The 23,219-nt window shown below is 74.1% G+C and carries 23 protein-coding genes and 1 tRNA gene; 11 read left to right on the forward strand and 13 right to left on the reverse strand.

The features are described 5' to 3' along the window. Positions 1-2 precede the first annotated feature (2 nt). Entirely contained in the window at positions 3-800 is a 798-nt protein-coding gene (locus NLU66_RS01165; protein WP_259361130.1) for an inositol monophosphatase family protein, read from the forward strand. Here the strand turns inward: NLU66_RS01165 and NLU66_RS01170 are convergent. Together NLU66_RS01170 and NLU66_RS01175 are read right to left on the reverse strand one after the other, a co-directional pair. Next, positions 797-2,317 (reverse strand): 13E12 repeat family protein, encoded by a 1,521-nt coding sequence (locus tag NLU66_RS01170; RefSeq protein WP_259361131.1) that lies wholly within the window; start codon positions 2,315-2,317, stop codon positions 797-799. The two genes, NLU66_RS01165 and NLU66_RS01170, sit on opposite strands and share 4 nt — an antisense overlap. Before the next feature lie 711 nt (positions 2,318-3,028). Beyond that, on the reverse strand, positions 3,029-3,457 hold the full coding sequence (locus NLU66_RS01175; RefSeq protein WP_137769132.1) for a VOC family protein: 429 nt from the start codon (positions 3,455-3,457) through the stop codon (positions 3,029-3,031). Between the two features lie 238 nt (positions 3,458-3,695). Between NLU66_RS01175 and NLU66_RS01180 the strand changes: the two genes are divergently transcribed. Together NLU66_RS01180 and NLU66_RS01185 are read left to right on the forward strand one after the other, a co-directional pair. Then, positions 3,696-4,613, forward strand: coding sequence for a sulfurtransferase (locus tag NLU66_RS01180; protein WP_259361132.1), 918 nt, complete (start codon positions 3,696-3,698; stop codon positions 4,611-4,613). Further along, on the forward strand, positions 4,610-5,071 hold the full coding sequence (locus tag NLU66_RS01185; protein ID WP_259361133.1) for a SufE family protein: 462 nt from the start codon (positions 4,610-4,612) through the stop codon (positions 5,069-5,071). The genes NLU66_RS01180 and NLU66_RS01185 overlap by 4 nt, the downstream gene beginning before the upstream one ends. 13 nt (positions 5,072-5,084) lie before the next feature. Here NLU66_RS01185 and NLU66_RS01190 read toward each other — a convergent pair whose 3' ends face one another. Then, on the reverse strand, positions 5,085-5,993 hold the full coding sequence (locus NLU66_RS01190) for a hypothetical protein (RefSeq protein ID WP_259361134.1): 909 nt from the start codon (positions 5,991-5,993) through the stop codon (positions 5,085-5,087). 154 nt (positions 5,994-6,147) lie between these two features. On the opposite strand from NLU66_RS01190, the gene NLU66_RS01195 reads away from it, so the two are divergent. Then, a complete protein-coding gene (locus tag NLU66_RS01195) occupies positions 6,148-7,506 on the forward strand; it encodes a M20/M25/M40 family metallo-hydrolase (RefSeq protein ID WP_259361135.1) in 1,359 nt (452 codons plus the stop codon). Positions 7,507-7,524: 18 nt separating this feature from the next. Here the strand turns inward: NLU66_RS01195 and NLU66_RS01200 are convergent, their stop codons facing one another. After that, the gene (locus NLU66_RS01200; RefSeq protein WP_259361136.1) at positions 7,525-8,202 is read right to left on the reverse strand and encodes a TetR/AcrR family transcriptional regulator; all 678 of its coding nucleotides are present in this window, start codon (positions 8,200-8,202) and stop codon (positions 7,525-7,527) included. A 94-nt stretch (positions 8,203-8,296) separates the two neighbouring features. On the opposite strand from NLU66_RS01200, the gene NLU66_RS01205 reads away from it, so the two are divergent. Beyond that, the gene (locus NLU66_RS01205; protein ID WP_103385081.1) at positions 8,297-8,569 is read left to right on the forward strand and encodes an HPr family phosphocarrier protein; all 273 of its coding nucleotides are present in this window, start codon (positions 8,297-8,299) and stop codon (positions 8,567-8,569) included. An 18-nt stretch (positions 8,570-8,587) separates the two neighbouring features. On the opposite strand, the gene NLU66_RS01210 is transcribed toward NLU66_RS01205, so the two are convergent. From NLU66_RS01210 to NLU66_RS01230, 5 genes are all read right to left on the reverse strand, one after another. Continuing rightward, complete coding sequence (locus NLU66_RS01210) at positions 8,588-9,859, reverse strand: MFS transporter (RefSeq protein ID WP_259361137.1); 1,272 nt, start codon at positions 9,857-9,859, stop codon at positions 8,588-8,590. Positions 9,860-10,046: 187 nt separating this feature from the next. Then, positions 10,047-10,134 (reverse strand) — tRNA-Ser (locus tag NLU66_RS01215). A 63-nt stretch (positions 10,135-10,197) separates the two neighbouring features. After that, the gene (locus tag NLU66_RS01220; RefSeq protein ID WP_259361138.1) at positions 10,198-10,866 is read right to left on the reverse strand and encodes a response regulator transcription factor; all 669 of its coding nucleotides are present in this window, start codon (positions 10,864-10,866) and stop codon (positions 10,198-10,200) included. After that, on the reverse strand, positions 10,863-12,089 hold the full coding sequence (locus NLU66_RS01225; protein WP_259361139.1) for a sensor histidine kinase: 1,227 nt from the start codon (positions 12,087-12,089) through the stop codon (positions 10,863-10,865). The genes NLU66_RS01220 and NLU66_RS01225 overlap by 4 nt, the downstream gene beginning before the upstream one ends. Before the next feature lie 10 nt (positions 12,090-12,099). After that, positions 12,100-12,612: a hypothetical protein gene (locus NLU66_RS01230; protein WP_259361140.1), complete on the reverse strand. Its 513-nt coding sequence runs from the start codon at positions 12,610-12,612 to the stop codon at positions 12,100-12,102. A 135-nt stretch (positions 12,613-12,747) separates the two neighbouring features. On the opposite strand from NLU66_RS01230, the gene NLU66_RS01235 reads away from it, so the two are divergent. Beyond that, positions 12,748-14,910 (forward strand): S9 family peptidase, encoded by a 2,163-nt coding sequence (locus NLU66_RS01235; RefSeq protein WP_259361141.1) that lies wholly within the window; start codon positions 12,748-12,750, stop codon positions 14,908-14,910. An 83-nt stretch (positions 14,911-14,993) separates the two neighbouring features. On the opposite strand, the gene NLU66_RS01240 is transcribed toward NLU66_RS01235, so the two are convergent. From NLU66_RS01240 to NLU66_RS01250, 3 genes are read right to left on the reverse strand one after another with little or no spacing between them, the layout of a single operon-like run. Beyond that, on the reverse strand, positions 14,994-15,845 hold the full coding sequence (locus NLU66_RS01240; RefSeq protein ID WP_259361142.1) for a MetQ/NlpA family ABC transporter substrate-binding protein: 852 nt from the start codon (positions 15,843-15,845) through the stop codon (positions 14,994-14,996). A 40-nt stretch (positions 15,846-15,885) separates the two neighbouring features. Then, positions 15,886-16,593: a methionine ABC transporter permease gene (locus NLU66_RS01245; RefSeq protein WP_259361143.1), complete on the reverse strand. Its 708-nt coding sequence runs from the start codon at positions 16,591-16,593 to the stop codon at positions 15,886-15,888. Then, positions 16,590-17,606 carry a methionine ABC transporter ATP-binding protein gene (locus NLU66_RS01250; protein WP_259361144.1) on the reverse strand — a complete coding sequence of 339 codons (1,017 nt, stop codon included), beginning with the start codon at positions 17,604-17,606 and terminating at the stop codon, positions 16,590-16,592. Before NLU66_RS01250 ends, NLU66_RS01245 begins: the two co-directional genes overlap by 4 nt. 84 nt (positions 17,607-17,690) lie before the next feature. Here NLU66_RS01250 and NLU66_RS01255 point away from each other — a divergent pair, with 84 nt between their 5' ends. From NLU66_RS01255 to NLU66_RS01275, 5 genes are all read left to right on the forward strand, one after another. Then, on the forward strand, positions 17,691-18,218 hold the full coding sequence (locus tag NLU66_RS01255; RefSeq protein WP_259361145.1) for an SRPBCC domain-containing protein: 528 nt from the start codon (positions 17,691-17,693) through the stop codon (positions 18,216-18,218). Between the two features lie 90 nt (positions 18,219-18,308). Next, positions 18,309-19,220 carry an ABC transporter ATP-binding protein gene (locus NLU66_RS01260; RefSeq protein ID WP_259361146.1) on the forward strand — a complete coding sequence of 304 codons (912 nt, stop codon included), beginning with the start codon at positions 18,309-18,311 and terminating at the stop codon, positions 19,218-19,220. Positions 19,221-19,249: 29 nt separating this feature from the next. Beyond that, on the forward strand, positions 19,250-19,990 hold the full coding sequence (locus NLU66_RS01265) for an ABC transporter permease (protein ID WP_259361147.1): 741 nt from the start codon (positions 19,250-19,252) through the stop codon (positions 19,988-19,990). A 48-nt stretch (positions 19,991-20,038) separates the two neighbouring features. Further along, the gene (locus tag NLU66_RS01270; protein WP_259361148.1) at positions 20,039-21,250 is read left to right on the forward strand and encodes a sensor histidine kinase; all 1,212 of its coding nucleotides are present in this window, start codon (positions 20,039-20,041) and stop codon (positions 21,248-21,250) included. Further along, a complete protein-coding gene (locus NLU66_RS01275) occupies positions 21,247-21,861 on the forward strand; it encodes a response regulator transcription factor (RefSeq protein ID WP_259361149.1) in 615 nt (204 codons plus the stop codon). The genes NLU66_RS01270 and NLU66_RS01275 overlap by 4 nt, the downstream gene beginning before the upstream one ends. Before the next feature lie 11 nt (positions 21,862-21,872). Here the strand turns inward: NLU66_RS01275 and NLU66_RS01280 are convergent, their stop codons facing one another. Continuing rightward, complete coding sequence (locus tag NLU66_RS01280) at positions 21,873-23,177, reverse strand: ATP-binding protein (RefSeq protein ID WP_259361150.1); 1,305 nt, start codon at positions 23,175-23,177, stop codon at positions 21,873-21,875. Between the last annotated feature and the right edge of the window lie 42 nt (positions 23,178-23,219).

Raw genomic sequence — 23,219 nt, forward strand, 5'->3', positions numbered from 1 at the left:
AGATGGACTTCCACCGCGCCGCGTCCCTCGCCGTCTCCCTCGTGCAGGACGCCGGTGATCTGGCGGTTGCCGAGCTCGAGCGCGCGAGGGTCGAGGCGAAGGGCGAGGACGGCGACCTCGTCACCCACGTGGATCGGGAGGCGGAACACAGGATCGCCGCGGCGCTCGCTGAGCACTATCCGGAGCACGCCGTGCTCGGTGAGGAGAACGGGGAGCAGGGCGCTGCGGGAGACTCCCGGTATCGCTGGCTCATCGACCCGTTGGACGGCACCAACAACTACGTGCTCGGGCTCCCCGTCTATGGCGTGTGCCTGACGCTGTGCGAGGACGGCGAGCCGGTCGTGGCGGCGGTCCACGACTCCCCTCGCCGGCGTACCTTCTGGGCGGTCCGCGGCGAAGGCGCATGGCAGCAGGGGGCGGACATGCCCCGGCGACTGGCCGTCGGCACACCGCAGTCCTTGCGCACCTCCACGGTCTCGTTCACCCAGGGTTACCGCGTCGGGCACGACGATGCGCGGCGGAACGCCATGTTCGAGACGCTGGAGCGTGGCACCAAGCGCCTCCTGCGGACCTGGGCACCGTCGGCCGATTGGGGACTGCTGGTGACAGGACAGCTGGCTGCTCTGGTGGCGTACCGCAATGAGATCTGGGATCTCGTGGGCGGAACGCTCCTGGCGAGCGAGGCCGGCGCCGCCATCGCCTCGGATGACGCCGGGGAGCTGGTGGTCGTCGGCATCCCCGAGACCGTGCAGGAGCTCGTCGGGATGCTGGGCGCGGATGGGGGCCTCAGCCTCCGCTAGGCGAGAGCGTCACGCAGCGACGGGGCGAGCGAGGTGTACTCGTGGCCGGTGGGGGTGGTGATGCGCAGGACCTTCCCCGATGCAGCGCCGGGGTCGGAGGTGATGGCGGGGTCGGGCGCGATGGCGCCACCGGGCGCGAGAACGGGCTCGAGGCGCGAGTCCCAGCCGGGCATCTCCCGCACGTGGTTGAAGCGCTCGCAGTGGCCGACGCCGTTGGTGAGGTCGGTGGCGCCTCCGTCGGCCGCGCGGTGCACGTGGTCGATGTCCCGGATCGGCGCGTCGCACCAGGGCGTGCGGCAGTGCTGATCGCGCAGGCTGATGAAGCGGCGCACGGAGCCGGTGAAGAAGCGGCGGCGGGTGTCCATGCCGTTCAGCTCACCGGTGGCGGGATCCGTGTACAGCCGCCGGATCCAGCGCGAGGCCTCCTCCGGCGGGGCGATCGGCAGAGTGGTGCCCTGACGGTCCGCGGGTGGTGACTGCGGCGAGTGAGGCGATGATGCCTGCGCAGATGGCGGTGGCGGCGAGCTGACGCCGCGCAGCAGGGGCCCGGCGCCGGGTGACGCTGATCCGATGCCGGATGGCGGCGAGGCGGTGCCGGGTGGCACCGACGTGCGATGCGGGGTGCGGAGCGCCGCCGTCGCACCGAGCGCGAGGCCGCGGGCGACGCCGCCCGGGAGGGGCATGCCGTCGAGGGTGGCGGTCTCCTCCGTACCGGTGAGCAGCGTGCGATCCGTCATGAGCAGCTGGATCTCGATGGGCACCCCGACCATGGGGGATCGGCCGGTCACGCGCTCCACGAGGAAATCCGCCATGACGGCGCCCACCGGCAGCGCGCCGCTCTCCCCTGTGGCCCGGGCGGTCGCCGCCGCGGAGCGGAGCGCCGCGATCATGGCCACGCCGTCCTCGACGGGGACGAGGGCGTGGAGATGACTCATGCCGTCAGGCGCCGGGCGCAGGCCCACGCGCCGGGAGGCGACCGCGAGGGATCGGCGGCGGACGGCGGCCTCCGGATCCAGGGACTGCGCGAGGGCGAGGGCCCGACGGCCGGCCGCCCCGGCCGTCAGGGACGGGAGGACCGGGGCGAGGGCCTCGTCGACCCGGTCACGGTCCTCCTCGTCCAGGAGCAGGACGTTCCGCGCCACCTGGTTCGCACCCCAGTCGCTGATCCGGCCGCCCTCGAGGAGGCGCAGGGTGCGGGGAAGGCTCTCGACCAGCACGCGATGGAAGGTGAGCTGGTCCGAGGCCTGCTTGGGGGTGATCCGGCGGGCGAGGGCGAGCTGATCCGCGATCCCCCGGCCGAGGTCCTTGCGAGGCACGCCGAGCCGGCGCTGCTCCTCCAGCTGCGCGTCGCGGAAGGCGACCTCCGCCCGCGCCTGGACCGCGCTCAGCGATGCGCGTGCGGATTCGAGGGCCGTGACGAGGTCGATCTGGACGGCATCCGGGAGGGACGCGAGGGCGGCCTGATCCGGCGCCGCGGCGAGGAGCGACGCCATGTCCTGCATCCACTGCTCGACCATGATTCCCCTCCCTCATCCTGCCCTACAGCATCCGAAACACGACACCCTGCATTCGACCCCTTGTTCGCTTCCCCCATCATCCCCGAACAGTCGTTCGAGATCAAGCATCTCCACCACATCCGTGGAAATTGTGGATAACCCGTGAGTGGGGAGGAACGATGGGCGCCGCGGGGCCGACAGGCACGCCCGATGCGGCGGGCGCCGCAGAGCCGACGGGCGCGGCGGGCACGGCGGGCGCCGCGGAGTCGAGGGGCACGGCGGGCGCCGCGGAGTCGGCGGGCACGCCGAACGCGGCAGGCACAGCAGGAACGACAGGCCGAGGGGACACGGCCGAGGTGCTGACACCGCAGGCCCGGGGAGCCCCGCCGGTACAGCAGAGACGGCAGGTCGACGAGCACTGCGGAAGTAGCAGAGGTGTCAGGAAGGCAGGCGCTGGGGATACAGCAGAGTCAGCAGGTCGACGAGCACTGCCGGCACAGGAGGAATGGCCGACCCTCGGGGGCTGCCGACACAGCAGGGACGGCGGCGCGGCAGGCACGCCCCGACAGGCCCGACCCGTCCAGCCCCTCGCGCCTTACCCTCGACCCTCCACCCCTCACCCCGCGAACCCACAAACCCACACCCCGCAATTCCACACACAGAAGCGCCCGAAACCCCAGAAGGAATATCGGGCGCCTTCCCACAAGAATGCGAGGTGTCAGATTCCCTGGCTCAGACCACCGAATGCCGCACGAGGCAGAAGGGATGCCCGGCCGGGTCGAGGTAGACCTTGAACGACCCCGAGGCGGAGGGCTGGTGCTCGTGGACCGTCGCGCCGAGGGAGAGGACGCGCGGCTCGGCCTCCTCGACGTCGCTCACGGAGAAGTCGAGGTGGAACTGCTGGGGGTGGGTGCCCGTCGGCCAGGTCGGGGCGACGTAGTCGTCGATCCGCTGGAAGGCCAGGGTCGCCTCGCCCTCGAGGTTCTCCGGGGTGATGCCGCCGCGCGGCGGGGTGAGGGTCGTCCAGTCGCGGTCGGAGCCCTCCTCGATCCGCCAGGTCAGCAGCTTCGCGTAGAAGGTCCCGAGCTCGAGCGCGTCCGGGCAGTCGAGGACGACGAGGTCGAGGCGGGGGATGACGGGGTCCTGGTCCAGGTTCTCCATGACGACACGGTAGGGCGCGAGGGGTGCTCCGGGAAGGCACTTCGCGGGTTCCGGCCCTCGGCGTCGCCCGTCGGACGCCCCGGGGACGCACGCTGTTCACACGAGCACCCCGTCGCACCATCGCCGCCTCCCGGGTGACAGACTGGTGGGGTCCGCATCGCCGGCGCGCAAGCGGCCTCGGACGGCGCCCCGTCGTCCACTCCCGGCCCTCACGCCGCGCCGCTTCGAAGGAGGCCCCATGCCCATCGCCCTCGACCCGAGTCCCGCGCTGCAGGAGTTCGCGCATCCCGAGAAGCTCGTGACGACCGAGTGGCTCGCCGAGCGGATCGCCGCCGGCGAGGCCGACGGCCCCGAGCTCGTCGTCGTCGAGTCCGACGAGGACGTGCTGCTCTACGAGACCGGGCACATCCCCGGCGCCGTCAAGATCGACTGGCACCTCGACCTCAACGACACGGTCACCCGCGACTACGTGGACGGCGAGGCCTTCGCGGCGCTCATGGACCGCCACGGCATCACGCGCGGGACGACAGTCGTGCTCTACGGCGACAAGTCCAACTGGTGGGCCGCCTACGCCCTGTGGGTGTTCGAGCTGTTCGGCCACGCGGACGTGCGTCTGCTCGACGGCGGCCGCGCCGCCTGGCAGGCCGAGGGGCGCGAGCTGACCACCGCGGAGCCCACGCGCGCAGCGAGCAGCGGGTATCCCGTGGTCGAGCGCCAGGACGCGCCGATCCGCGCCTTCCGCGACGACGTGCTCGGCTTCCTCGGCGGGCAGCTGATCGACGTCCGCTCCCCCGCCGAGTACACGGGCGAGCGGACCCACATGGCGGACTACCCGCAGGAGGGCACCGTGCGCGGCGGGCACATCCCCACCGCGCACTCCGTGCCCTGGGCGCGGGCCGCCGCGGAGGACGGCCGCTTCAGGCCGCGGGCCGAGCTCGAGGCGATCTACCTGCAGGACCTCGGCTACGACGCCGCGCAGCCGACGATCGCGTACTGCCGCATCGGGGAGCGCTCCTCCCACACCTGGTTCGTGCTGCGCTACCTGCTGGGCTTCGAGGACGTCCGCAACTACGACGGCTCGTGGACAGAGTGGGGCAACGGCGTGCGCCTGCCCGTCGCGGTGGGCACCGAGCCGGGCGAGGCCCCGACCCGATGAGCCCGACCGACGGCGCCGACGCCCTGCCGGAGGCCTTCCAGGAGATCGCCGACGACTTCCACGCCCTGGGACCGAAGGACCGCCTGCAGCTGCTGCTGGAGTTCTCGCAGTCGCTGCCGGCGCTGCCCGAGCGCTACGCGGAGCACCCCGAGCTGCTCGAGCCGGTGCCCGAGTGCCAGTCCCCGATCTTCCTGGTCACCGAGGTGGAGGGCAGCGGTCGCGAGGCGATCGCGCACCTGTTCTTCTCCGCCCCGCAGGAGGCGCCGACGACCCGCGGCTTCGCGTCGATCCTCGCGGAGGCGCTCGACGGGCGCACCGTGGGCGAGGTGCTCGACACCCCGGAGGGCGTCACCCGGGGGCTGGGCCTCGCGGAGGTCGTGAGCCCGCTGCGGCTGAATGGCATGGCGGGCATGCTCGCCCGCATCAAGCGCCAGCTGGTGGAGAAGGCCGGGGCCTGACCCCGCACCCGGGTCAGCCGCGGTCGCCGCGGCGGTCGTAGGCCTTCCGCAGCTTCCCGGCGCCGTCCTTCGCGGCGTGGAACACCTTCTGCCCCGCCTCGGAGCGGTAGAAGTCGTTCGCGGCGCCGAAGGCACGGCGGCCGGTCTCCGAGTTCGCGAAGCGCCAGGCCGCGTCGAGCGGCACCTTCGCGCCGTCGGAGCCGGAGGTGCCAGCGGTGCCGGCGGCACCTGCGGTGCCGGCGTCGGCGCGTTGCCCGGGGCGTCCCTCGCGCTCCGCGGCGGGGGCGGGGTCGCTGCGGCCGGCCTCGATCTCCTCGTGGCGACGTCGGGCGATCTGCAGCTCGAGCGGGGTGCGCACGAGCCGCACGAGCGCCTCCCGCACCTCCTCGCGGATCGTCGCGGCCTCCTGCGCCACGAACTCCTCCTCGCTGCGGGCGGCGGGGGCGCCGCGCTCGGCGAGCTCCGCCTCCTGCAGCGCCCAGGCGCGGCTCAGCAGGTAGGAGACGAGATCCGCGGCGGCCTCGGGGCCCAGGCCGTAGCCGTCCCGGGAGGTCGCGGAGCGCAGCAGGGCGCGGGCGTCGTCCACCTCGAGGGTGCTCGGGGCGATGTCGAGGGCGCCGATGACGTCCTGCGTGAACAGCTGGAACTCGGCGTCGCCGGGGATGTCGGCGCGGCGCAGCTCGGCGCGGCCGAAGTCCGGGGGCAGGGTCACGTGGCGCACGCCGTCGCGCGCGTACTCGTCCTGCGCGGCGCGGCGGGCGAGCCGACGGGCGGAGCGGACCACGGCGGCGGCGTCGGCGGAGCGGGGCAGGTCGGGGTCGATCGCGCGGGCCTCGGCGAGCAGGCGCGAGCGCTCGCGGGCCGCGGCGCCGAGGGGCAGGGACGGGAGCGTGCGGGGCAGCGGGAGACGTCGCGGGGACATCGGGTCACCTCCGGGATCGGCCTGGGCCCCCATCGTAGGGCGGCTCGCTCCCGTGACGCCGGGTGACCTGGCTGGGGGCCGGGCGGGGCGGCGGGCGCTACGGTGGCGGGAGCACGTCCGACCCCGCCGGCCAGCACCTCCAGGAGCCCCCTCCATGCCCATCGCCGATCCCACCGCCGCCGAGCTCGAGCAGCTGCAGGACGAGGCGGTGCGGCTCACCCAGGAGCTCATCCGCATCGACACCTCGAACTTCGGCGGGAACGATCCGGAGACCTGGGGCAAGGGCGAGGCGGAGGCCGCCGACCACGTGGTAGCGCTGCTGCGCGAGGTGGGTCTCGAGCCGGAGGTGCACGAGTCCGCGCCGGGCCGGCCGACGGTCGTCGTCACGCTGCCCGGGGAGGACCGTGAGCGGGGCGGGCTCATCATCCACGGCCACCTCGACGTGGTCCCCGCGCGGGCGGAGGACTGGAGCGTGGACCCGTTCGGCGGGGAGATCCGCGACGGGATGCTCTACGGCCGCGGCGCCGTGGACATGAAGGACATGGTCGGGATGATGCTCGCGCTCGTGCGGCATCTCGCGCGCACGGGCGCCACTCCCCCGCGGGACCTGCGCCTGATCTTCTTCGCGGACGAGGAGAACGGCAGCGTGTGGGGCGCGAAGTGGCTGGTCGCCGAGCATCCCGAGCTGTTCGAGGGGTACACCGAGGCGATCAGCGAGGTGGGCGGCTACTCGATCACCCTGCCCGAGCAGGCGACCGGCGAGGACGTGCGCGCCTACCTCGTGCAGACGGCGGAGAAGGGCTACGCGTGGGGTCGGCTGCGGGCCACGGGCCGGGCGGGCCACGGCTCCGTGCCCAACGACGAGAACGCGATCGTGCGCCTCGCACGGGCCATCACCGCGATCGACGAGCACGAGTTCCCGATCGAGTACGTCGCGAGCGTGCGGGCCCTGTTCGACGGGGTCACCGAGATCACCGGCACCGCCTGGGACGAGGAGGACGTCGACGCCTTCCTGCCGCTGCTGGGCGGGGCGCGGCAGTTCGTCACGGGCACCCTGCGGGACTCCGCGAACATCACCCAGCTCGACGCGGGCTACAAGGTCAACGTCATCCCGCAGACGGCGGAGGCCGGCTTCGACGTGCGCTACCTGCCCGGGCACCTCGACGAGGTGCTCGACCTGCTGCGCGAGCTCGCCGGGGAGCACGTCGAGGTCGTGGTCGACAACCTCGGCATCGACACCGACGCCCCGCGCGAGGGCGCGCTGTACGACGCGATGGCGGCGGCCCTGCAGGCGGAGGACCCGGGCTCGAAGGTGCTGCCGTACTGCCTGAGCGCGGGCACCGACAACAAGCCGCTGACCCAGCTGGGCATCGCCGGCTACGGCTTCACGCCGCTGCAGCTGCCCGCGGACCTCGACTTCGCGCCGCTGTTCCACGGCATCGACGAGCGGGTGCCGGTGGACGCGATCCGCTTCGGCGCGCGGGTGCTGCTGCGCCTCGTGCGCGACTGCTGAGGCGCGCGGGCGGGCCGGTCAGACCGTCGGCGCCGCCGTCGGCCCCGGCTCGTCGTCGACGCGCACGGGGACCTCGGGGATCGGGTCGTCGGGGCCGACGCCCGTGTACCAGGGCGGGAGGACGCGCAGCAGGATCGTGAGCAGCTCCCGGGGGTCGAGCTCCTCCCCGGCGAGGGCCTTCTCCTCGGTGTCCAGCAGCCACGCGGCGATGACGTGGATGTAGCCGCCCGCGAGGAAGCGGGACATCTCCCGCTGCGGGAGGTGCGCGGGCACCTCGTCCCCGAGCGCCTGGAAGGCGTACTCGAAGAGCTCCGCGTAGATCCGCACGAGGCCCATGTAGGGGCGCTGGGTGAACTTCCAGTCGATCGCGCCGCGCAGGAAGGCATGGTGCTCGACCACGTAGGCGGAGGTCGCCGCGGCGGAGTACTGGACGATCTCGTGCACGCTGCGGCCCTGGTGGAACAGGGCGACGGTCTCGACGCGGATCCCGTCGAGCAGCTCGTGGACCATCGCGCCGATCAGGTCGTCCAGGCCTCCGAAGTGGCTGTAGAAGGCGGCGCGGCTGACGCCCGCCCGCTTGGCCAGTGCGTTGACGGTGACCTCGCCGTCCGCGGCGCTCAGCTCGCGGGCGGCGGCGTAGATCGCTGCGCGGGTACGGGCCGGGCGGGGGTCCGGGGCGCGCTCATCGGATGCCATCCGCACATCGTAAGGCCGCACTCGGGCGAACCGGGACACGGCGCGACGGCGGTACCCTTGCCCCCGACCGCCGCAGCACAGAGAGGCACTGCCGATGGCACAGCGCACCGTGAGGATCGCGAGCACGAGCGGGCTCCACGCCCGCCCCGCCGCGATCTTCTCCCAGGCCGCGACGGAGCAGTCCGTCGAGGTCACCGTCCAGAAGCAGGGGGGCGACGCCGTCCCGGCGCGGAGCATCCTCATGCTCCTGACGATCGGCGCCGACCACGGCGACGAGGTCACGCTGCGGGCCGAGGGCGAGGGTGCCGAGGAGGCCGTCGACGCGCTCGCGGCGCTGCTCGAGAAGAACCTCGACGAGGAGTACTGACCCCTCCCTCCTGAGCGGTCAGGCGGTGCGCGGGCGCACCCGGATCGCCGCGAAGCCGACGACGGCGACGAGCGCGGAGCCCGCGCCGAGCAGCATGGCCGTGTCCGGGCCGCGCGCGTCGACGATCGCGCCGCCCACGACCGCGCCGATCATGATCGCGATCTGGAACGCCGTGACCTGCAGCGCCACGGCCGACTCGACGCGCGTGGGCTCCGCCGTGGCGACCCACAGCTGGGTGAGCACGGGGACCATGTTGAAGCTGACGCCCCAGGCGATGACCGCGAGGGCGAGGACGGCCGTCTGCTCCGTGAGCGCCATGCCCACGAGGGCGAGGGCGAGCAGGGAGAGCGCCGCGACGAGCGCGGGGCGCAGGCGGCGGCTGCCCCAGCCGCCCAGCAGGTTCCCGGCGAGGCCGCCGAGGCCCCACGCGAGCAGCAGCACGGCGACCGCGGAGGCGTCGACCGCCTCGATCGCGACGCGGATGTACGGGTAGGCGGCGAAGTTCGCGAAGGCCGCGACCATGATGACCGCGACGCCGGCGACGAGGCGGCGGTTGGCGAGGGCGGCGCGCATCATGGCGAAGCCCGCGCCGGGCGAGGCCGGGACCCGCGGCAGCAGCAGCGCGAGGATCACGCCCGCGAGCGCGGTGACCACGGCGACGAGCACGAACACGGCGCGCCAGCCGATCACGTCGCCGAGCACCGAGGAGACGGGCACGCCGACGATCGTCGCGGTGCTCGTGCCGAGGGCGACGGTCGTCGAGACGAGCGGTCCGCGCCCCGTGACCTGCACGCCGACGGGGAGCGCGAAGGACCAGAAGCCGGCGATCGCGGCGCCCAGCAGCACGCGGGCCGCGAGGACCACGGCGAGGCTCGGCGCGATCGCGACGACGAGGTTGGAGAGGACGGCGAGGCCCAGCAGGGCCAGGAGCACGGTGCGGCGGTCCGCGCGCGGCACGATCGAGGCGATCGTGGGGGCGGTGAGGGCGCCGGCGAGGGCGGTCGCGCCGACGGTGAGGCCGGCGCGCCCCTCGGTGACGGAGAGGTCCGCGGCCATGCCGGGCAGCACGCCGGCGGGGATGAACTCGGCGCTGACCAGCGCAGCGGTCCCGGCGGAGAGCGCGAGGGCGATGACCACGGGGTGGTGGGCGCGGCCCGCGGCGGCCTCGGGCGCGGCGGGTTCTGCGGCGTCCTCGAGGGCGCCGGGCATGATCACGGGGACCTCGAGGGTCGTGGTGGGGACGGCGGGGGCGGGCGTGTCGGTGTCGCACGAGGAGGAGGACGATGCCATGGGGAAATCCTCCACCCGGAGGTTCATCGCTGGCGAGACCCCCGGACCGCTCTCGTGACGGGCGCCACGACCACGCACCGGGACGCGCATGTCCGCCCCGCGAGACCCTGACGCGCCCGGAGACGACGAAGGCCCCCACCTCGCGGTGGGGGCCTTCGCGGACCGGGACGACATCCCTGGTCACGAGCGGTAGCGGCGGGATTTGAACCCGCGGTACGGGGTTACCGTACACATCATTTCGAGTGATGCACCTTCGGCCGCTCGGACACGCTACCGCCGATCACCCTACCGGCCTGCCCGCCCGCCGTTCAATCCGTCCTCCGACGGTGCGAGCGACCTCACGTCGGAGGGCCGCCGCGCAGGGCCAGCCGCACGGCCTGGGCGCGATCGCGCAGACCGAGCTTCGCGAAGAGGTTGTTGATGTGGGTCTTCACGGTCGCCGTGGAGACGAACAGCTCCCCCGCGATCTCCGCGTTGCTGAGCCCGCGCCCGATCATCTCGAGCACCTCCTGCTCGCGGCGCGTCAGCTGCGCCGGTCCCGTCGTCGCCGCCGGCCCGGACGACCGGTCGTCCGGCCCTGCGCCGGCACTCGGCAGCACACGTGCGGCGACCACCGCCCCGAGGGCGGTCTGCCCGCGCGCCACGCTCCGAAGCGCCGCCGCGATGTCCTCGCGCCCGGCATCCTTGGTGAGGTAGCCGCGGGCCCCTGCGCGCAGGGCCCCGCCGATGGAGGCGTCGTCCGCGAAGGTCGTCAGCACCAGCACCGCGGTCCCCGGATGCTCCGCCGTGATCCGCGCGGTCGCCGCGGCGCCGTCGAGCACCGGCATGCGCAGGTCCATGAGCACCACGTCCGGGGCCGTGCGGGAGACGAGGTCGCAGGCGGCGGCGCCGTCGGCCGCCTCGCCGACCACCTCGATGCCCTCCATCAGCCCCAGCACCGTCACCAGGCCGTCACGCACGATGTCCTGGTCGTCGGCCACGATCACGCGCAGCAGGTCCTCGCTCATGAGGCCTCTCCCCTCTCCTCGGGCCATCGGATGGTGACGACGAACCGTCCCGGGGCACCGCCCTCGTCGCCCTCGACGCCGGCCTCGAGGCCCGCACCGACCGCCGCGAGCCGGTCGCGCATGCCCGGCAGGCCGAAGCCACCGCCGGTCGGGGCGAGGGCGCCGTTGCGCGGACCGTCCGGCAGGGCGTTGACGAGGTCGAGGCGGAAGGCCCCGGGGTCGGTGCCGCCGACCGCGACGAGGGTCGCCGCCGCGCGCTTCCCCGGGGCGTGCTTGGCGAGGTTCGTGACCGCCTCCCGGGCGGCCGCGGCGACCTCCCGCGCGACGGCATCGGGGACCAGGGGCGAGGGGCCGACGGTCTCGCGGCGCAGCCCTGCCTCTCGCGCGACGGTGCCGTCGAGCACCGGCGCGAGCGCATCCTGCAGGTCCACGCGCGCGCTCGGAGTCTCCTGCTCGCCGCGGAGCTCCTGCACCGCGCGCCGCGCCTCCCGCAGCCCGCCGACCGCCAGCTCCCGCGATGCGTCCAGGCGCGCCGCCAGCCGCTCCGGATCCGCCCCGGCCCTCTGCTCCGCCTGCGCCGCGTCCAGCTGCAGGACCAGCCCGCCGAGCGTGTGGGCGAGGACGTCGTGGAGGTCCCGGGCGATCCTCGCGCGCTCCTCGAGCGCCGCCGCCCGGGCCGCCTCGTGCGCCGAGCGCCTCTGCTCCCGGTGGCGCTCCGCGGTGGCGCGGCGACCGACGGCCCCGAGGACGACCACCCCCAGCCCGAGCGCGGTCACCACCAGCTCATCGGTGGAGGCGGGACGCGCGAGCTCTCCCGCGGCGACCAGCACCGCCGCGACGGCGATGACGAGCGCCACGCGCCGGGCGGGGACCGTGAGCATCCCGGCCAGCAGCATCGCGCCGGCCGCGAAGGTGGGCCAGCCCGCGGAGCCGGCGACGCCCACGAGAGCTCCGCCCCCGATCACCACGACGACCCAGGCGACCTCGGCGAGGGGTCCGCCGGGGCGGAGGGGCCCGGCCGCGCGCGGGAGCCGTGAGATCGCGGCGACCAGCGCGGCGGGGACGAGGACCAGGGCGAGCAGGACCACCCACCAGGGCCCGGCGAGCGCCTCGCGCACCACGGCGACGACGAGGACGAGCGCGAGGGCGAGGAGGACGAGCCCGCGATCCAGGCGACGCTCCTCCCCGTCCTCATGCGGCGGCACCTGCTCGCGGGTCGGCACGGCCGTGATGCTACGCCGTGCGCAGCGACGCGGTCGCGAGGGCGCTGCTCTGCAGCATCACCGCCGCCTGCACACCCTTGACCACGGCGATCATCACGAGCAGCAGAGGCGTCGAGGAGCTGAGGACGAGGTGCAGGCCGTGGGCGAGCACCTCCGTGCCGATCCGCACGCCGAAGTAGCCGAACCAGACCACCAGCCCCACCGGGCGCAGGCGCATCATCACCCCGCCGCCCACCTCCTTCGTCTCGGAGAGCCGGCCCATGAGCAGACCGCCGCCGAGCGCGAGCAGGACCTCCACGACGAGCAGGACGAGGTCCATCGGATGGAGGGACCACCCGGCGGTGCCGTTGAGGGCGTCCCGTGCGAGGTAGACGGCACCGATCAGCAGGATCACCGGCGCCCGGAGGAGACGGCGGGTGTCCAGCGGGGACCAGCGGATCTGCTGGAGGGAGATCAGCACGAGCACCAGCACGACGATCAGGATCGTCATCGGGCTGAGCGGCGGGAGGGACGAGAGGGACATCGGAGTGGCCTTCCTGGGGGCGGCGGAACGGGTGACCCCAGTCTTCGCAGGACCCGCCCGGAGCCGAACCACCCACGGGTGGAGAGGAGGGTGGAGAAGGAGGTGGACACTCCGTGGGGCAACTAGGCTCGATCCATGACGTCACCCCTGGTCCCCGTGCCCGACCCCGCCGCTCCGCCCGCCCCGGTCCCCGAGAGCCGGCCGCAGGAGCGCACCCATCACGGCGACACCGTCACGGACCCCTACGAATGGCTCCGCGACAAGGAGGACCCCCAGGTCATCGCGCACCTCGAGGCGGAGAACGCCTACGCGGACGCCCGCACCGCACACCTCGCCGGCCTGCGTGAGGAGCTCGTGCAGGAGTTCGTGGGCCACACCCAGGAGACCGACCTCTCCGTGCCCGTGCGCCGTGCCGACTGGTGGTACATCACCCGCACCACCGCCGGGGACGACTACCCCGCCTTCACGCGCGTCGCCGAGTCGCCGGAGCTGCCCCGCGGCACGGGCGGCGTGCCCGCGATCGAGCCCGGGGAGCTGCTGCCCGGCGAGCAGATGCTGCTCGACGCGCAGGCCGCCGCGAAGGACGCCGAGTTCTTCTCGCTCGGCGGCCTCACCCCCTCCCCCGAGCACGACCTGCTCGCCCACGCCGTGGACCTCGCGGGCGACGAGCGCTTCACGATCGTCGTCACCGACCTCACGACCGGGACCGTGATCGACGAGTCCGTCACCGGCACCGGCTACGGCCTCGCGTTCTCCGCCGACCAGCAGTGGATCTTCTACGCCCGCGTGGACGACGCCTGGCGCCAGCACCAGATCTGGCGGCACCGGATCGGCGGCGACCCGTCGGCCGACGAGCTCGTGCTCGAGGAGGCCGACGAGCGCTTCACCGTCTGGTTCGAGCGCTCCCGCGACGGGAAGGCCCTCGTGCTGCAGTCGAGCTCGACGACGACGGCGGAGGCCTGGATCCTCGACCTCGCCGACCCGACGGCCGCCCCGCGCCCCGCAGGCGGGCGACGCGACGGCGTCGACTACGCGGTCGAATGGGCCGGCGACCGCCTGCTCGTGGTCCACAACGACGGGGTGGAGGGCTTCGCCCTGGCCGAGGCGCCGCTCGACGCCGCGGACTCCTCCGCCTGGACGCCGCTGCTGAGCGCCGGGGAGGGCGAGCGCCTGCTGGGCGTCGAGTCCTTCGCCGGCTGCGTCGCCCTCGAGCTGCGCGCGGGCGGCCTCGCCGCGGTGCGCGTCATCCCCCGCCGGGCCGACGGCTCCCTCGACGTCGAGGCCGCCTGGGACGTGGACCACGGCGGGGAGCTCGACGTGGTCGAGCTCGACACGAACCCCGCCTGGGACTCCCCCGCCCTGCGCTACCAGCTCACGAGCCTGCTCACCCCCGCGACGATCGCCCAGGTGGACGTCGCCTCCGGGGAGCGCACCGTGCTGCGCCGCACCCCCGTGCCCGGCTACGACCCCGAGCTGTACCGCGAGCAGCGCCTGTGGGCGCAGGCGGAGGACGGCACCGCCGTGCCGATCTCCCTCGTGGCCCGCAAGGACGTGCCCGCGGACGGCACCGCCCCCGGCTACCTCTACGGCTACGGCTCCTACGAGGTGAGCATCGACCCGTCCTTCGTGCCCACGCGCCTGTCCCTCCTGGACCGCGGGCTCGTCGTCGCGATCGCGCACGTGCGCGGCGGCGGCGAGATGGGCCGCGACTGGTACGAGCAGGGCAAGATCCTCGCGAAGAAGAACTCCTTCTCCGACTTCGTCGCCGCGGCCGCGCACCTCGTGGACCAGGGCCTCGTCGCGCCGGACCGGCTCTCCGCCGAGGGGCGCAGCGCGGGCGGCCTGCTCATGGGCGGCGTCGCGAACCTCGCGCCCGAGCGCTTCCGGGCGATCATCGCCGGCGTGCCCTTCGTCGACGCGCTCACCACGATCCTCGACCCGAACCTGCCGCTCACGGTCGGCGAGTGGGAGGAGTGGGGCAACCCGCTCGAGAGCGAGGAGGTCTACCGGTACATGAAGGAGTACACGCCCTACGAGAACGTGCGCGCCGTGGAGTACCCGGCGATCTTCGCCTCGACCTCCCTCAACGACACCCGCGTGTTCTTCGTCGAGCCGGCGAAGTGGGTCGCGCGGCTGCGGGAGACGGTGACCTCCGATCAGCAGGACCGGCCGATCCTCTTCCGCTGCGAGATGGTCGCCGGGCACGGCGGCCGCTCGGGCCGCTACCGCAAGTGGGAGCAGCGGGCGGACGAGCTCGCCTGGCTGCTCGACCAGCTCGGGGCGACCGCGCGGGTCTGAGCGGGCCCGAGACGTCCGGAGGGCCCGCCTGCAGCTGCAGGCGGACCCTCCGTGGTGGCGCGTCGGACAGATGTCCGCGCAGATCAGAACGCCGGGATGACCGAGCCGTCCTTGTAGGTGTCCGTGATGAAGGTCTTGACGTCCTCGGAGTGGAGGAGCTCGTCGAGCTTCTTCAGGGCCGCGTTGTCCTTGTCCTCGGTGCGCACGGCGAGGAAGTTGGCGTAGGGGTTGCCCTCGCCGGCCTCGAGCACGAGCGCGTCCTCGGAGGGGACGAGGTCCGCCTCGATCGCGTAGTTGCCGTTGACGACGGCCGCGTCGTAGTCCGCGAGCGTGCGGCCGATGAGCGCGGCGTCGACCTCGGAGAAGGTGAGGTTCTTCGGGTTCTCGGCGACGTCGTCCGGGGTGGCCTCGGTGGGCTCGATGCCGTCGGTGAGGGTGATGACGTCGTTGTCCGCGAGCAGGGCGAGGGCGCGGCCGCGGTTGGTCGGGTCGTTCGGGATCGCGATCTCGCCGCCGTCGGGCAGCTCGTCGATGCTCTTCAGCGCGTCGGAGTACAGGCCCAGCGGCTCGATGTGCACACCCTCGAAGGCCGTGATCTCGTAGCCGTTCTCCTTGATCTCGGTGTCGAGGTACGGCTTGTGCTGGAAGTAGTTCGCGTCCACCTCGCCGTCGGAGAGCAGGCGGTTGGGGACCTTGTAGTCGGACTGCTCCTGCAGGTCGAGCTTCAGCCCGGCGCCCTCGGCGAGGTTGTCGGAGACGAACTGGAGGATCTCCAGGTGCGGCTTGGGGGTCGCGGCGACGCGGATCGTGGTGACGCCGCCGTCGGAGGCGAGGGAGTCGCCGTCGGAGGAGCCGCCGCCGCAGGCGGCGAGGCCGGCGGCCGCGAGGCCGACGCCGGAGACGGCGAACAGGGAGCGACGGTTCAGGATGCTCATGAGGGGTGGTCCTTCCGAGGAGGGGTGGGGAGGCGGGGGCTCAGGCGGTGCGGGCGCGGTGGTCGACGGCGCGCGCGAGGCGCGAGCCGATCCACTGCACGGCGATGACGATGAGGACCAGCAGGATCACCGTCGCGACGATGATCTCGGTCTGGTAGCCGGTGTAGCCGCGGTTGTAGGCGAGCTGGCCGAGGCCGCCGCTGTTCACGGAGCCGGCCATCGCGGTGTAGCCGATGACGGCGATCGTGGTGGTCGTGATCGAGCCGATGATGCCGGGCAGCGCCTCGGGGATCAGCACCTGGCGGATCACCTGCCAGCGGGTCGCGCCCATCATCTGCACCGCCTCGATCTTCCCGGCGGGGATCTCGCGCAGGTTCAGCTCGAACAGCCGCGCGGCGAAGGGCACGGAGGCGATGACCAGGGCGAGCATCGCCGCGTTGGGGCCGGTCGAGCGGCCCAGCAGCAGCTGGCTGAGCGGGATCAGCGCGATGATGAGGATGAAGAAGGGGAACGAGCGCAGCACGTTCACGACGAAGCCCACGACCCGGTTCGCGGCGCGCACGGCGGGGCGCGGCGAGGACTCGGTCTCGAAGAGCGCGACGCCGAGCGGCAGCCCGAGCAGCACGGTCAGCACCATCGTGCCGGCCGTCATGTAGAGCGTGACGAGGATCGACCACCAGAGGCTGCCGGTGCCGGTCCACTCGGTGAAGGCGCGGTTCTGCGCCCACTCCTGCAGGGTCTCGATCATGCGGCCACCTCCCGGGCGACGACGCCGGCCTCGGTGAGCTCGGCGGTGAGGGCGGCGAGGAGCTCGGGCCCCGCGGGGCGGCCGTCGGACCCGCGCAGCGCGAGCTGCACGCGACCCACCTGGCGGCCGCCGATGGTCTCGATGGTGCCGGCGACGATCTGCGCCTGGGCGCCGTGGCGCTCGGCGGCGCGCACGAGGTCCTCGCTCGTGCGGAGCGTGCCGGAGTCGCCGTAGTCGCAGGTGAGGATCGTGCCGACCACGCCCGTGGGCACGGGCGGCAGCGGGATCAGCTCGCCGGAGAGCGGGCCGTGGGGATCCGCGGCGACGTCGACGAGGTCGCCGGTCTGGGTGACGCGGCCGTCCTGCAGCAGGGTCACGGTGTCGCAGACCTCGCGGACCACCGCCATCTCGTGCGTGATGATGACGACCGTGATGCCGAGGCGCTCGCGGAGGTCCGCGAGCAGCCGCAGGATCTGGCGGGTGGTGCCGCCGTCCAGGGCGCTCGTGGGCTCGTCGCACAGCAGCACCTTGGGCTCCGCGGCGAGGCCGCGGGCGATGCCGACGCGCTGGACCTGGCCGCCGGAGAGCTGGGCGGGGTGGTTGTGCTCGCGACCGGAGAGGCCCACGAGCTCCACGAGCTCGGCGACGCGCTCCTCGCGCTGGGCGCGGGGCACGCCGGCGATCTCGAGCGGGTGGGCGATGTTCTGGGCGGCGGTGCGGGAGTCCAGCAGGTTCGCGTGCTGGAACACCATGCCGAGGTTCCGCCGCGCGCCGCGCAGGGCGGCGCCGTCGAGGGCGGCCACGTCCGTGCCGTCGATCTCGACGCGGCCCGAGGTGGGCTTCTCGAGGCCGGTCAGGCAGCGGATGAGCGTGGACTTGCCCGCGCCGGAGCGGCCGACGATGCCGTGGATGCGGCCGGCGTCCAGGTGGAGGTCGATGCCGTCGAGCGCGACGACGGGGTCTCCGCCGCCGGGGGCGGGGAAGACCTTGCGCAGTCCGTCGAGAGTGATCACGTCAGGCAGTGAAGCATCCAAGCACCCCTTTCCGGCACCCCTGTTCATCCGGAGAAACGAAGTTCACAGGACTACGCTCCGCCCATGAGCGACCACCTGCCCCGCCTCGGCGACACCCCCGCCGGCCCCTCTTCGACCCTCGATCCGGACGGTCGCCTGGCGATCCGTCGCCTGCTCCCCGGCACCGTCGAGGACGCCTGGACGGCCCTCACCGACCCCGCGCGGACCGCGACCTGGTTCGGCACCTGGCGCGGCGACCCCGCCACGGGGATCGAGGTGCAGATGGACGCCGAGGAGGGCCGGCCGTGGATGGAGGCGAGGGTCCTCGTGTGCGACGGCCCGCGGCGGCTCGAGCTCGAGACCGGGGAGGCGGGCGACCCGTGGGTCCTCGAGCTCACGGTCGAGGAGGCGGGCCCCGGGTGGACGGCGGTGACGCTGCGCCAGCGGGTCGCGGAGGCGGAGGCCGCGGCGATGATCGGCCCCGGCTGGGAGTTCTACCTCGACCGCCTGGTCGCCTCGCGCACGCGCGGGGACGTGACGGCCATCAGCTTCGAGCCGGACTACGTGCCCGGCCGCTGCGACCACTTCCGGGCGCTGTACCCCGCGACCTGAGGAATGTCATGACCGGGGCGTGAGGATCGCACCGGAGCCGATGACCGGGCGCCCTGCCGCCCCGCCGCCCGCGGCGGAAGGCTGGTCCCCATGACGAACAGCACCGCAGACCCCGTCCTCTCCGCCAGGGGGCTCACCCGCCGCTACGGCCGCGGCGCCTCCGCCTACACCGCCGTCGACGGCATCGATCTCGAGGTCCGCCGCGGCGAGCTCTTCGCCCTGCTCGGCACCAACGGCGCCGGGAAGACCTCGACCCTCGAGGTGCTCGAGGGCCTCGCCCCGGCGAGCGCCGGCACCGTGAGCGTCCTCGGCATGGATCCCGTGGCAGACCGCCGCGCGGTGCGCCCCCGTCAGGGCCTCATGCTCCAGAGCGGCGGCTTCCCCGCGGACCTCACGGCCGCGGAGGCGCTGCGCATGTGGACCTCGACGCTCTCCGCACCGCGCCCCGTCGGCGAGCTGCTCGCCGCCGTCGACCTCACCCACCGCGCCGGGACCCGCATCTCCTCCCTCTCCGGCGGCGAGGTGCGACGCCTCGACCTGGCCTGCGCGATCGCCGGCGACCCCGAGCTGCTCTTCCTCGACGAGCCCACGACGGGCCTGGACCCCGAGTCCCGCTCCCGCGCCTGGGAGCTCGTGCGGGGCCTCAAGGAGCAGGGCACCACGATCGTGCTCACGACCCACTACCTCGACGAGGCGGAGTCCCTCGCGGACCGGCTCGCGATCATGCACCAGGGCCGGATCGTCCGCGAGGGCACGGTCGACGAGGTCGTCGCCGGGCACCCCTCCCGGATCCGCGCCGACCTCCCCGAGGACGCCCCGCTCCCGCCCCCGCTGCACGGGGAGGCCGTGCTGCGCGGCGGCCGGCTCGAGGTCTCCACCGAGTCCCTCGCCGATGACCTCCACACGCTGCTCACCTGGTCCCGCGCGGAGCAGGTCCCGCTGCGCGGCCTCGACGCGCGCGCCGCGAGCCTCGAGTCCGTGTTCCTCACCCTCGCCTCCTGACCCCTGCCCCACCCACGGAAGGACCTCCCATGCCCGCCATCGTCGGCCTCTCCCGCGCCGAGCTCACGCTCCTGGTGCGCAACCGCACCCAGCTCTTCCTCGCCCTCGCGTTCCCGCCCGCGATCACGGTCTTCTTCGCCGCGCTGCTCAAGGACCAGCAGCTCGCGCCCGCCCAGCTGATCCCCCTGCTGGGCGCCCAGTTCGTCATCGCGCTCGTGTTCATCGTCTACTACAACCTGCTCTCCACCTATGTCGCGCGGCGCCAGGAGCTCGTGCTGAAGCGCCTGCGCACCGGCGAGGCCTCCGATGCGACCGTGCTCGCCGCGGCCGCCGTGCCCGCGCTCGCGATCGCCGCCGTCATGACCGTGCTCATGACCGTGCTCGCGATCGTGCTCATGGACCTGCCGCTGCCCGAGCGGCCGGTGCTCGTCATCGCCGGGATCGCCGCGGGCGCGCTCGTCATGGTCCCGCTCGCCCTGCTCACCGCGAACCGCACCCGCACCGTCGAGGCGGCGGGCGTGACCTCCCTGCCCGTGATCGCCCTGCTCGTGATCGGCGCCGGCGCGATCCCCACGGACGGCCTGCCCGAGGTCGCGCAGCGGGCGATCTCCCTCATCCCCTCGGCCGCGATGGACGACCTGCTCCAGCTCGGCTGGCTCGCGGAGGATCCGTGGTCCGCGGCGCTGAAGCCCCTCGGCGTGCTCGTCGCCTGGCTCGTGCTCGGCCTGTGGGCGGTGCAGCGGGAGATGCGCTGGGAGCCGCGCGGCTGATCCGGCCCGGAACACCTGCGGACCGCCTGACCTGAGAGGATGACCATCATGACGGGGACGATCGAGGGGAAGGCGCCGGGCGTCGGCCGGCCGTGGGAGGTGTTCCGCGACTACACCATCTGGTCCGTCGCGCTCCTGGTCGGCTCCATCCCGGCGCTCGCCGCGCTCTTCCTCCGCGCGGCCGGCGAGGGCGTCCCCGGGACCGTCACGACCGTCGCCCTGGTGGGGGTCTCGACCGTGCTCTGCAGCGTGGCCGGGTGGCAGGTGACGGCCGCCTGGGCCCGGCGCCCCGCCGCTCCCGGCCCGGCCGGCTCCCTCCCCGACGTGGGCTGGATGCGCGGCCCGCTGCACACCCTGGTCCTGCCCGTGCTCCCCGCGGTCGCCTCGCTCGTGGTGCTCGCCCTCGGCGCGACGACGGTGAACGTGGCGGTGGGGTGCGTGATCGGCGGGGTCTCGACGCTCGCCCTGCGCGTCCCGTGGACCTGGGCGGGCGGCGCGATCACCGCGGCGGCCCTGCTCATGGTGCCGCTGGGCCTCTCGCTCCTCGCCGCGGTGATCCTCGCGGTCGTGCTCACGAGCCTCGTGGGCGCGTGCCGCAGCTCCCTGTGGCTCGCCGCCCTGGTGCGCGAGCTGGACCTCGCCCGGGTCGCGCAGTCGCGGCTCGCGGTCGCCGAGGAGCGGCTGCGCTTCGCCCGTGACCTGCACGACGTCACCGGCCGGGACCTCTCCGCGATCGCCGTGACCGGGGAGCTCGTCGCCCAGCTGGTCGAGCGGGGCGATCCGCGGGCGGCCGAGCACAGCCGGGAGGTGGCCCGAATCGCCCGCGGCTCCCTCGCCGAGACGCGGGCGCTCGTGCGCGGGTACCGCGAGGTGGACCTCGCCGCCGAGCTGCGGGGCACGGTATCGCTGCTCCGCTCGGCCGGGGCGTCGGTGACGGTGCTCGGCGGGGCGGAGGACGTCCCCGCCGCGCTCGCGGAGCCCGCCGCCTGGGTGCTGCGCGAGGGCGGCACGAACGTGCTGCGCCATGCGGACGCCCGGTCGGTGCGGATCCGCCTGGGCGCCGACGGCGTCGAGGTCGACAACGACGGGCTGCGCCCGCAGCCGGAGCGGGCCGAGCAGGAGGAGCACATGGAGGGCAGCGGGATCACGGGCCTGCGGGAGCGCTTCGGCGAGCGCGCGAGCATCACCGCGGGCCGCGAGGGCGATCGCTTCGCCCTCCGCGCCGCGTTCACGGGGACCACGGAGGAGGACGCGCGATGACCGAGAGGACCACGGTGATCCTGGTCGACGACGAGCACCTGATCCGCTCGGCGCTCGCCACGATGCTCTCGCTCGAGGAGGACCTCGACGTGGTCGGCGAGGCGTCGAGCTGCGCCGAGGGCGAGGAGCTCGCGCAGCGCCTGCAGCCGCAGGTCGCGCTGCTGGACCTGCAGATGCCCGACGGCGACGGCCTCGAGCTCGCGCGGCGGGTCGCGGCCGTCTCCCCCGCCACGCGGGTGCTGGTCGTGACCTCGCACGCGCGACCCGGCTACCTCAAGCGCGCCCTCGCCGAGGGGGTGCTGGGCTTCCTGCCCAAGACCGCGGCCGCCGGGGAGCTCGCCGCCGCGGTGCGGACCGTCGCCGCGGGCCGCCGGGCGATCGACCCCGAGCTCGCCGCGGAGACGATCTCCTCGGGCGACTCCCCGCTCACCCCGCGCGAGGCCGACGTCCTCGAGTACGCGGCCGACGGCGCCCCGGTCGACCAGATCGCCCGCCGCGCGCACCTCGCCGAGGGGACGGTGCGCAACTACCTCTCGAGCGCGCAGGCGAAGCTGCAGGCCGCGAACCGGCACGAGGCCGCCGCGATCGCCCGCCGCCACGGCTGGATCTGAGGCCGGCGGCGCTACAGCCGCCCGAGCGCCTCGATGTCCTCGAAGAAGTCGGAGACGACCTCCGCGCTCACGGTCGGGCGGAGGCCGGAGAGCGCCTCGAGGTAGTCCGCGGTCGACGGGCCGGACCCCTGCTCGCCGTCGGACGGCGCCTCGACGGCCCGCTCGAAAGCACGCTGGGCGGCACGGCGGGCGCCGTGCTCGATGTCCGCGGGGGTGAGGCCCTCGCTCGCCGCGACGAGCGCCTCGAGGTCCACCTCGGCGGCGACCGCGGGCGGCACGTAGCGGCCCCAGATCGCGTGGCGGGCGGCGGCGTCGGGCAGGCCGATGGGCAGCACGTAGTCGAAGCGGCCGTGGCGCAGCAGGGCGCTGTCCAGGGAGCGGATGAAGTTCGTGGCGCAGATCAGCAGGCGGTCGTCCTGGTCGCGCACGGCGGGGATGATCTTCAGCAGCTCGTTGGTCACCCCCTGCGTGGGCGAGGGCGGGTCGCCCTTGCGGTGGGAGGCGATCTCCTCGACCTCGTCGATGAAGACGACGGCCTTCTCGAGCTCGGAGATCCGCGAGAAGGTCTCGCGCAGGGCGGAGGCGAGACCGGCCGGGTCGCCGCCGAGCCGCGAGGGGAACACCTCGACGAAGGGCCACTGCAGGCGGGAGGCGACGGCCTTCGCGAAGGTGGTCTTGCCGGTCCCCGGCGGGCCGAAGAGCACCACGGCCCGCGGCGGCACCACGCCGAAGCGCTCGGCGACCTCGGGCTGCGAGAGCGGCATGACGAGCCGGCGCTCGAGCAGCTCCTTCTCCGCGGTCATGCCGCCCACGGCGTCCCAGGCGCCGCGGGGCAGGATCCGGCCGCCGAGCTCGCGCAGCAGGGCGAGGTCCCGCGCCTGGACGGGGATGCGGCGCTCGGCGTAGCGCAGCTCGTGCTCGAGCGTGAAGCCGGCGCCCGCGAGCACGTCCCGCGCGAGCGGGTCGTCCGCGGGGACGAGGCTGCACAGGGTCGCGATGCCGCTCAGGGCGAGGCGCCGCTCGAGGGCGTCCAGGAGCGTGCGGCCCAGGTCGCCGTCCCGGTGGTCCGGGTGGACGCCGAGGTAGACGATCCAGCCCTGCTCGTGGGCGGCGCGGCCGACGGCGGCGCCGAGCAGCGGGCCGTCCTCGTCGGCGAGGGCGACGACGGCGACGTCGGCCTGCGCCGAGGCGAGGACCTCGGAGAGGCCGTAGACGGGCTCCCGCTCGCTGACGTCCGCGGCGCGGGTCGCGTCCCAGAGGGCGACCAGGCGGCCCAGGTCGTCGGAGCGGATCTCGCGGATGGTCGGTGCGGCCACGGCGGGTCCCCTGTCCTCGGCGGCGGGACCTCGAGCCCGCCG

Origin of the sequence: Brachybacterium sp. NBEC-018, assembly GCF_024860185.1 — a bacterium.
Taxonomy (GTDB): domain Bacteria; phylum Actinomycetota; class Actinomycetes; order Actinomycetales; family Dermabacteraceae; genus Brachybacterium; species Brachybacterium rhamnosum.

What these genes read in the sequence shown, in the direction of transcription:
- NLU66_RS01210 (WP_259361137.1), bottom strand. Translation starts at nt 9,859, where the DNA reads ATGGCATCGTCCTCCTCCTCGTGCGACACCGACACGCCCGCCCCCGCC.
- NLU66_RS01240 (WP_259361142.1), bottom strand. Translation starts at nt 15,845, where the DNA reads ATGAGCATCCTGAACCGTCGCTCCCTGTTCGCCGTCTCCGGCGTCGGC.
- NLU66_RS01180 (WP_259361132.1), top strand. Translation starts at nt 3,696, where the DNA reads ATGCCCATCGCCCTCGACCCGAGTCCCGCGCTGCAGGAGTTCGCGCAT.
- NLU66_RS01185 (WP_259361133.1), top strand. Translation starts at nt 4,610, where the DNA reads ATGAGCCCGACCGACGGCGCCGACGCCCTGCCGGAGGCCTTCCAGGAG.
- NLU66_RS01275 (WP_259361149.1), top strand. Translation starts at nt 21,247, where the DNA reads ATGACCGAGAGGACCACGGTGATCCTGGTCGACGACGAGCACCTGATC.
- NLU66_RS01260 (WP_259361146.1), top strand. Translation starts at nt 18,309, where the DNA reads ATGACGAACAGCACCGCAGACCCCGTCCTCTCCGCCAGGGGGCTCACC.
- NLU66_RS01235 (WP_259361141.1), top strand. Translation starts at nt 12,748, where the DNA reads ATGACGTCACCCCTGGTCCCCGTGCCCGACCCCGCCGCTCCGCCCGCC.
- NLU66_RS01175 (WP_137769132.1), bottom strand. Translation starts at nt 3,457, where the DNA reads ATGGAGAACCTGGACCAGGACCCCGTCATCCCCCGCCTCGACCTCGTC.
- NLU66_RS01195 (WP_259361135.1), top strand. Translation starts at nt 6,148, where the DNA reads ATGCCCATCGCCGATCCCACCGCCGCCGAGCTCGAGCAGCTGCAGGAC.
- NLU66_RS01255 (WP_259361145.1), top strand. Translation starts at nt 17,691, where the DNA reads ATGAGCGACCACCTGCCCCGCCTCGGCGACACCCCCGCCGGCCCCTCT.
- NLU66_RS01200 (WP_259361136.1), bottom strand. Translation starts at nt 8,202, where the DNA reads ATGGCATCCGATGAGCGCGCCCCGGACCCCCGCCCGGCCCGTACCCGC.
- NLU66_RS01270 (WP_259361148.1), top strand. Translation starts at nt 20,039, where the DNA reads ATGACGGGGACGATCGAGGGGAAGGCGCCGGGCGTCGGCCGGCCGTGG.
- NLU66_RS01205 (WP_103385081.1), top strand. Translation starts at nt 8,297, where the DNA reads ATGGCACAGCGCACCGTGAGGATCGCGAGCACGAGCGGGCTCCACGCC.
- NLU66_RS01190 (WP_259361134.1), bottom strand. Translation starts at nt 5,993, where the DNA reads ATGTCCCCGCGACGTCTCCCGCTGCCCCGCACGCTCCCGTCCCTGCCC.
- NLU66_RS01245 (WP_259361143.1), bottom strand. Translation starts at nt 16,593, where the DNA reads ATGATCGAGACCCTGCAGGAGTGGGCGCAGAACCGCGCCTTCACCGAG.
- NLU66_RS01165 (WP_259361130.1), top strand. Translation starts at nt 3, where the DNA reads ATGGACTTCCACCGCGCCGCGTCCCTCGCCGTCTCCCTCGTGCAGGAC.
- NLU66_RS01230 (WP_259361140.1), bottom strand. Translation starts at nt 12,612, where the DNA reads ATGTCCCTCTCGTCCCTCCCGCCGCTCAGCCCGATGACGATCCTGATC.
- NLU66_RS01265 (WP_259361147.1), top strand. Translation starts at nt 19,250, where the DNA reads ATGCCCGCCATCGTCGGCCTCTCCCGCGCCGAGCTCACGCTCCTGGTG.
- NLU66_RS01220 (WP_259361138.1), bottom strand. Translation starts at nt 10,866, where the DNA reads ATGAGCGAGGACCTGCTGCGCGTGATCGTGGCCGACGACCAGGACATC.
- NLU66_RS01170 (WP_259361131.1), bottom strand. Translation starts at nt 2,317, where the DNA reads ATGGTCGAGCAGTGGATGCAGGACATGGCGTCGCTCCTCGCCGCGGCG.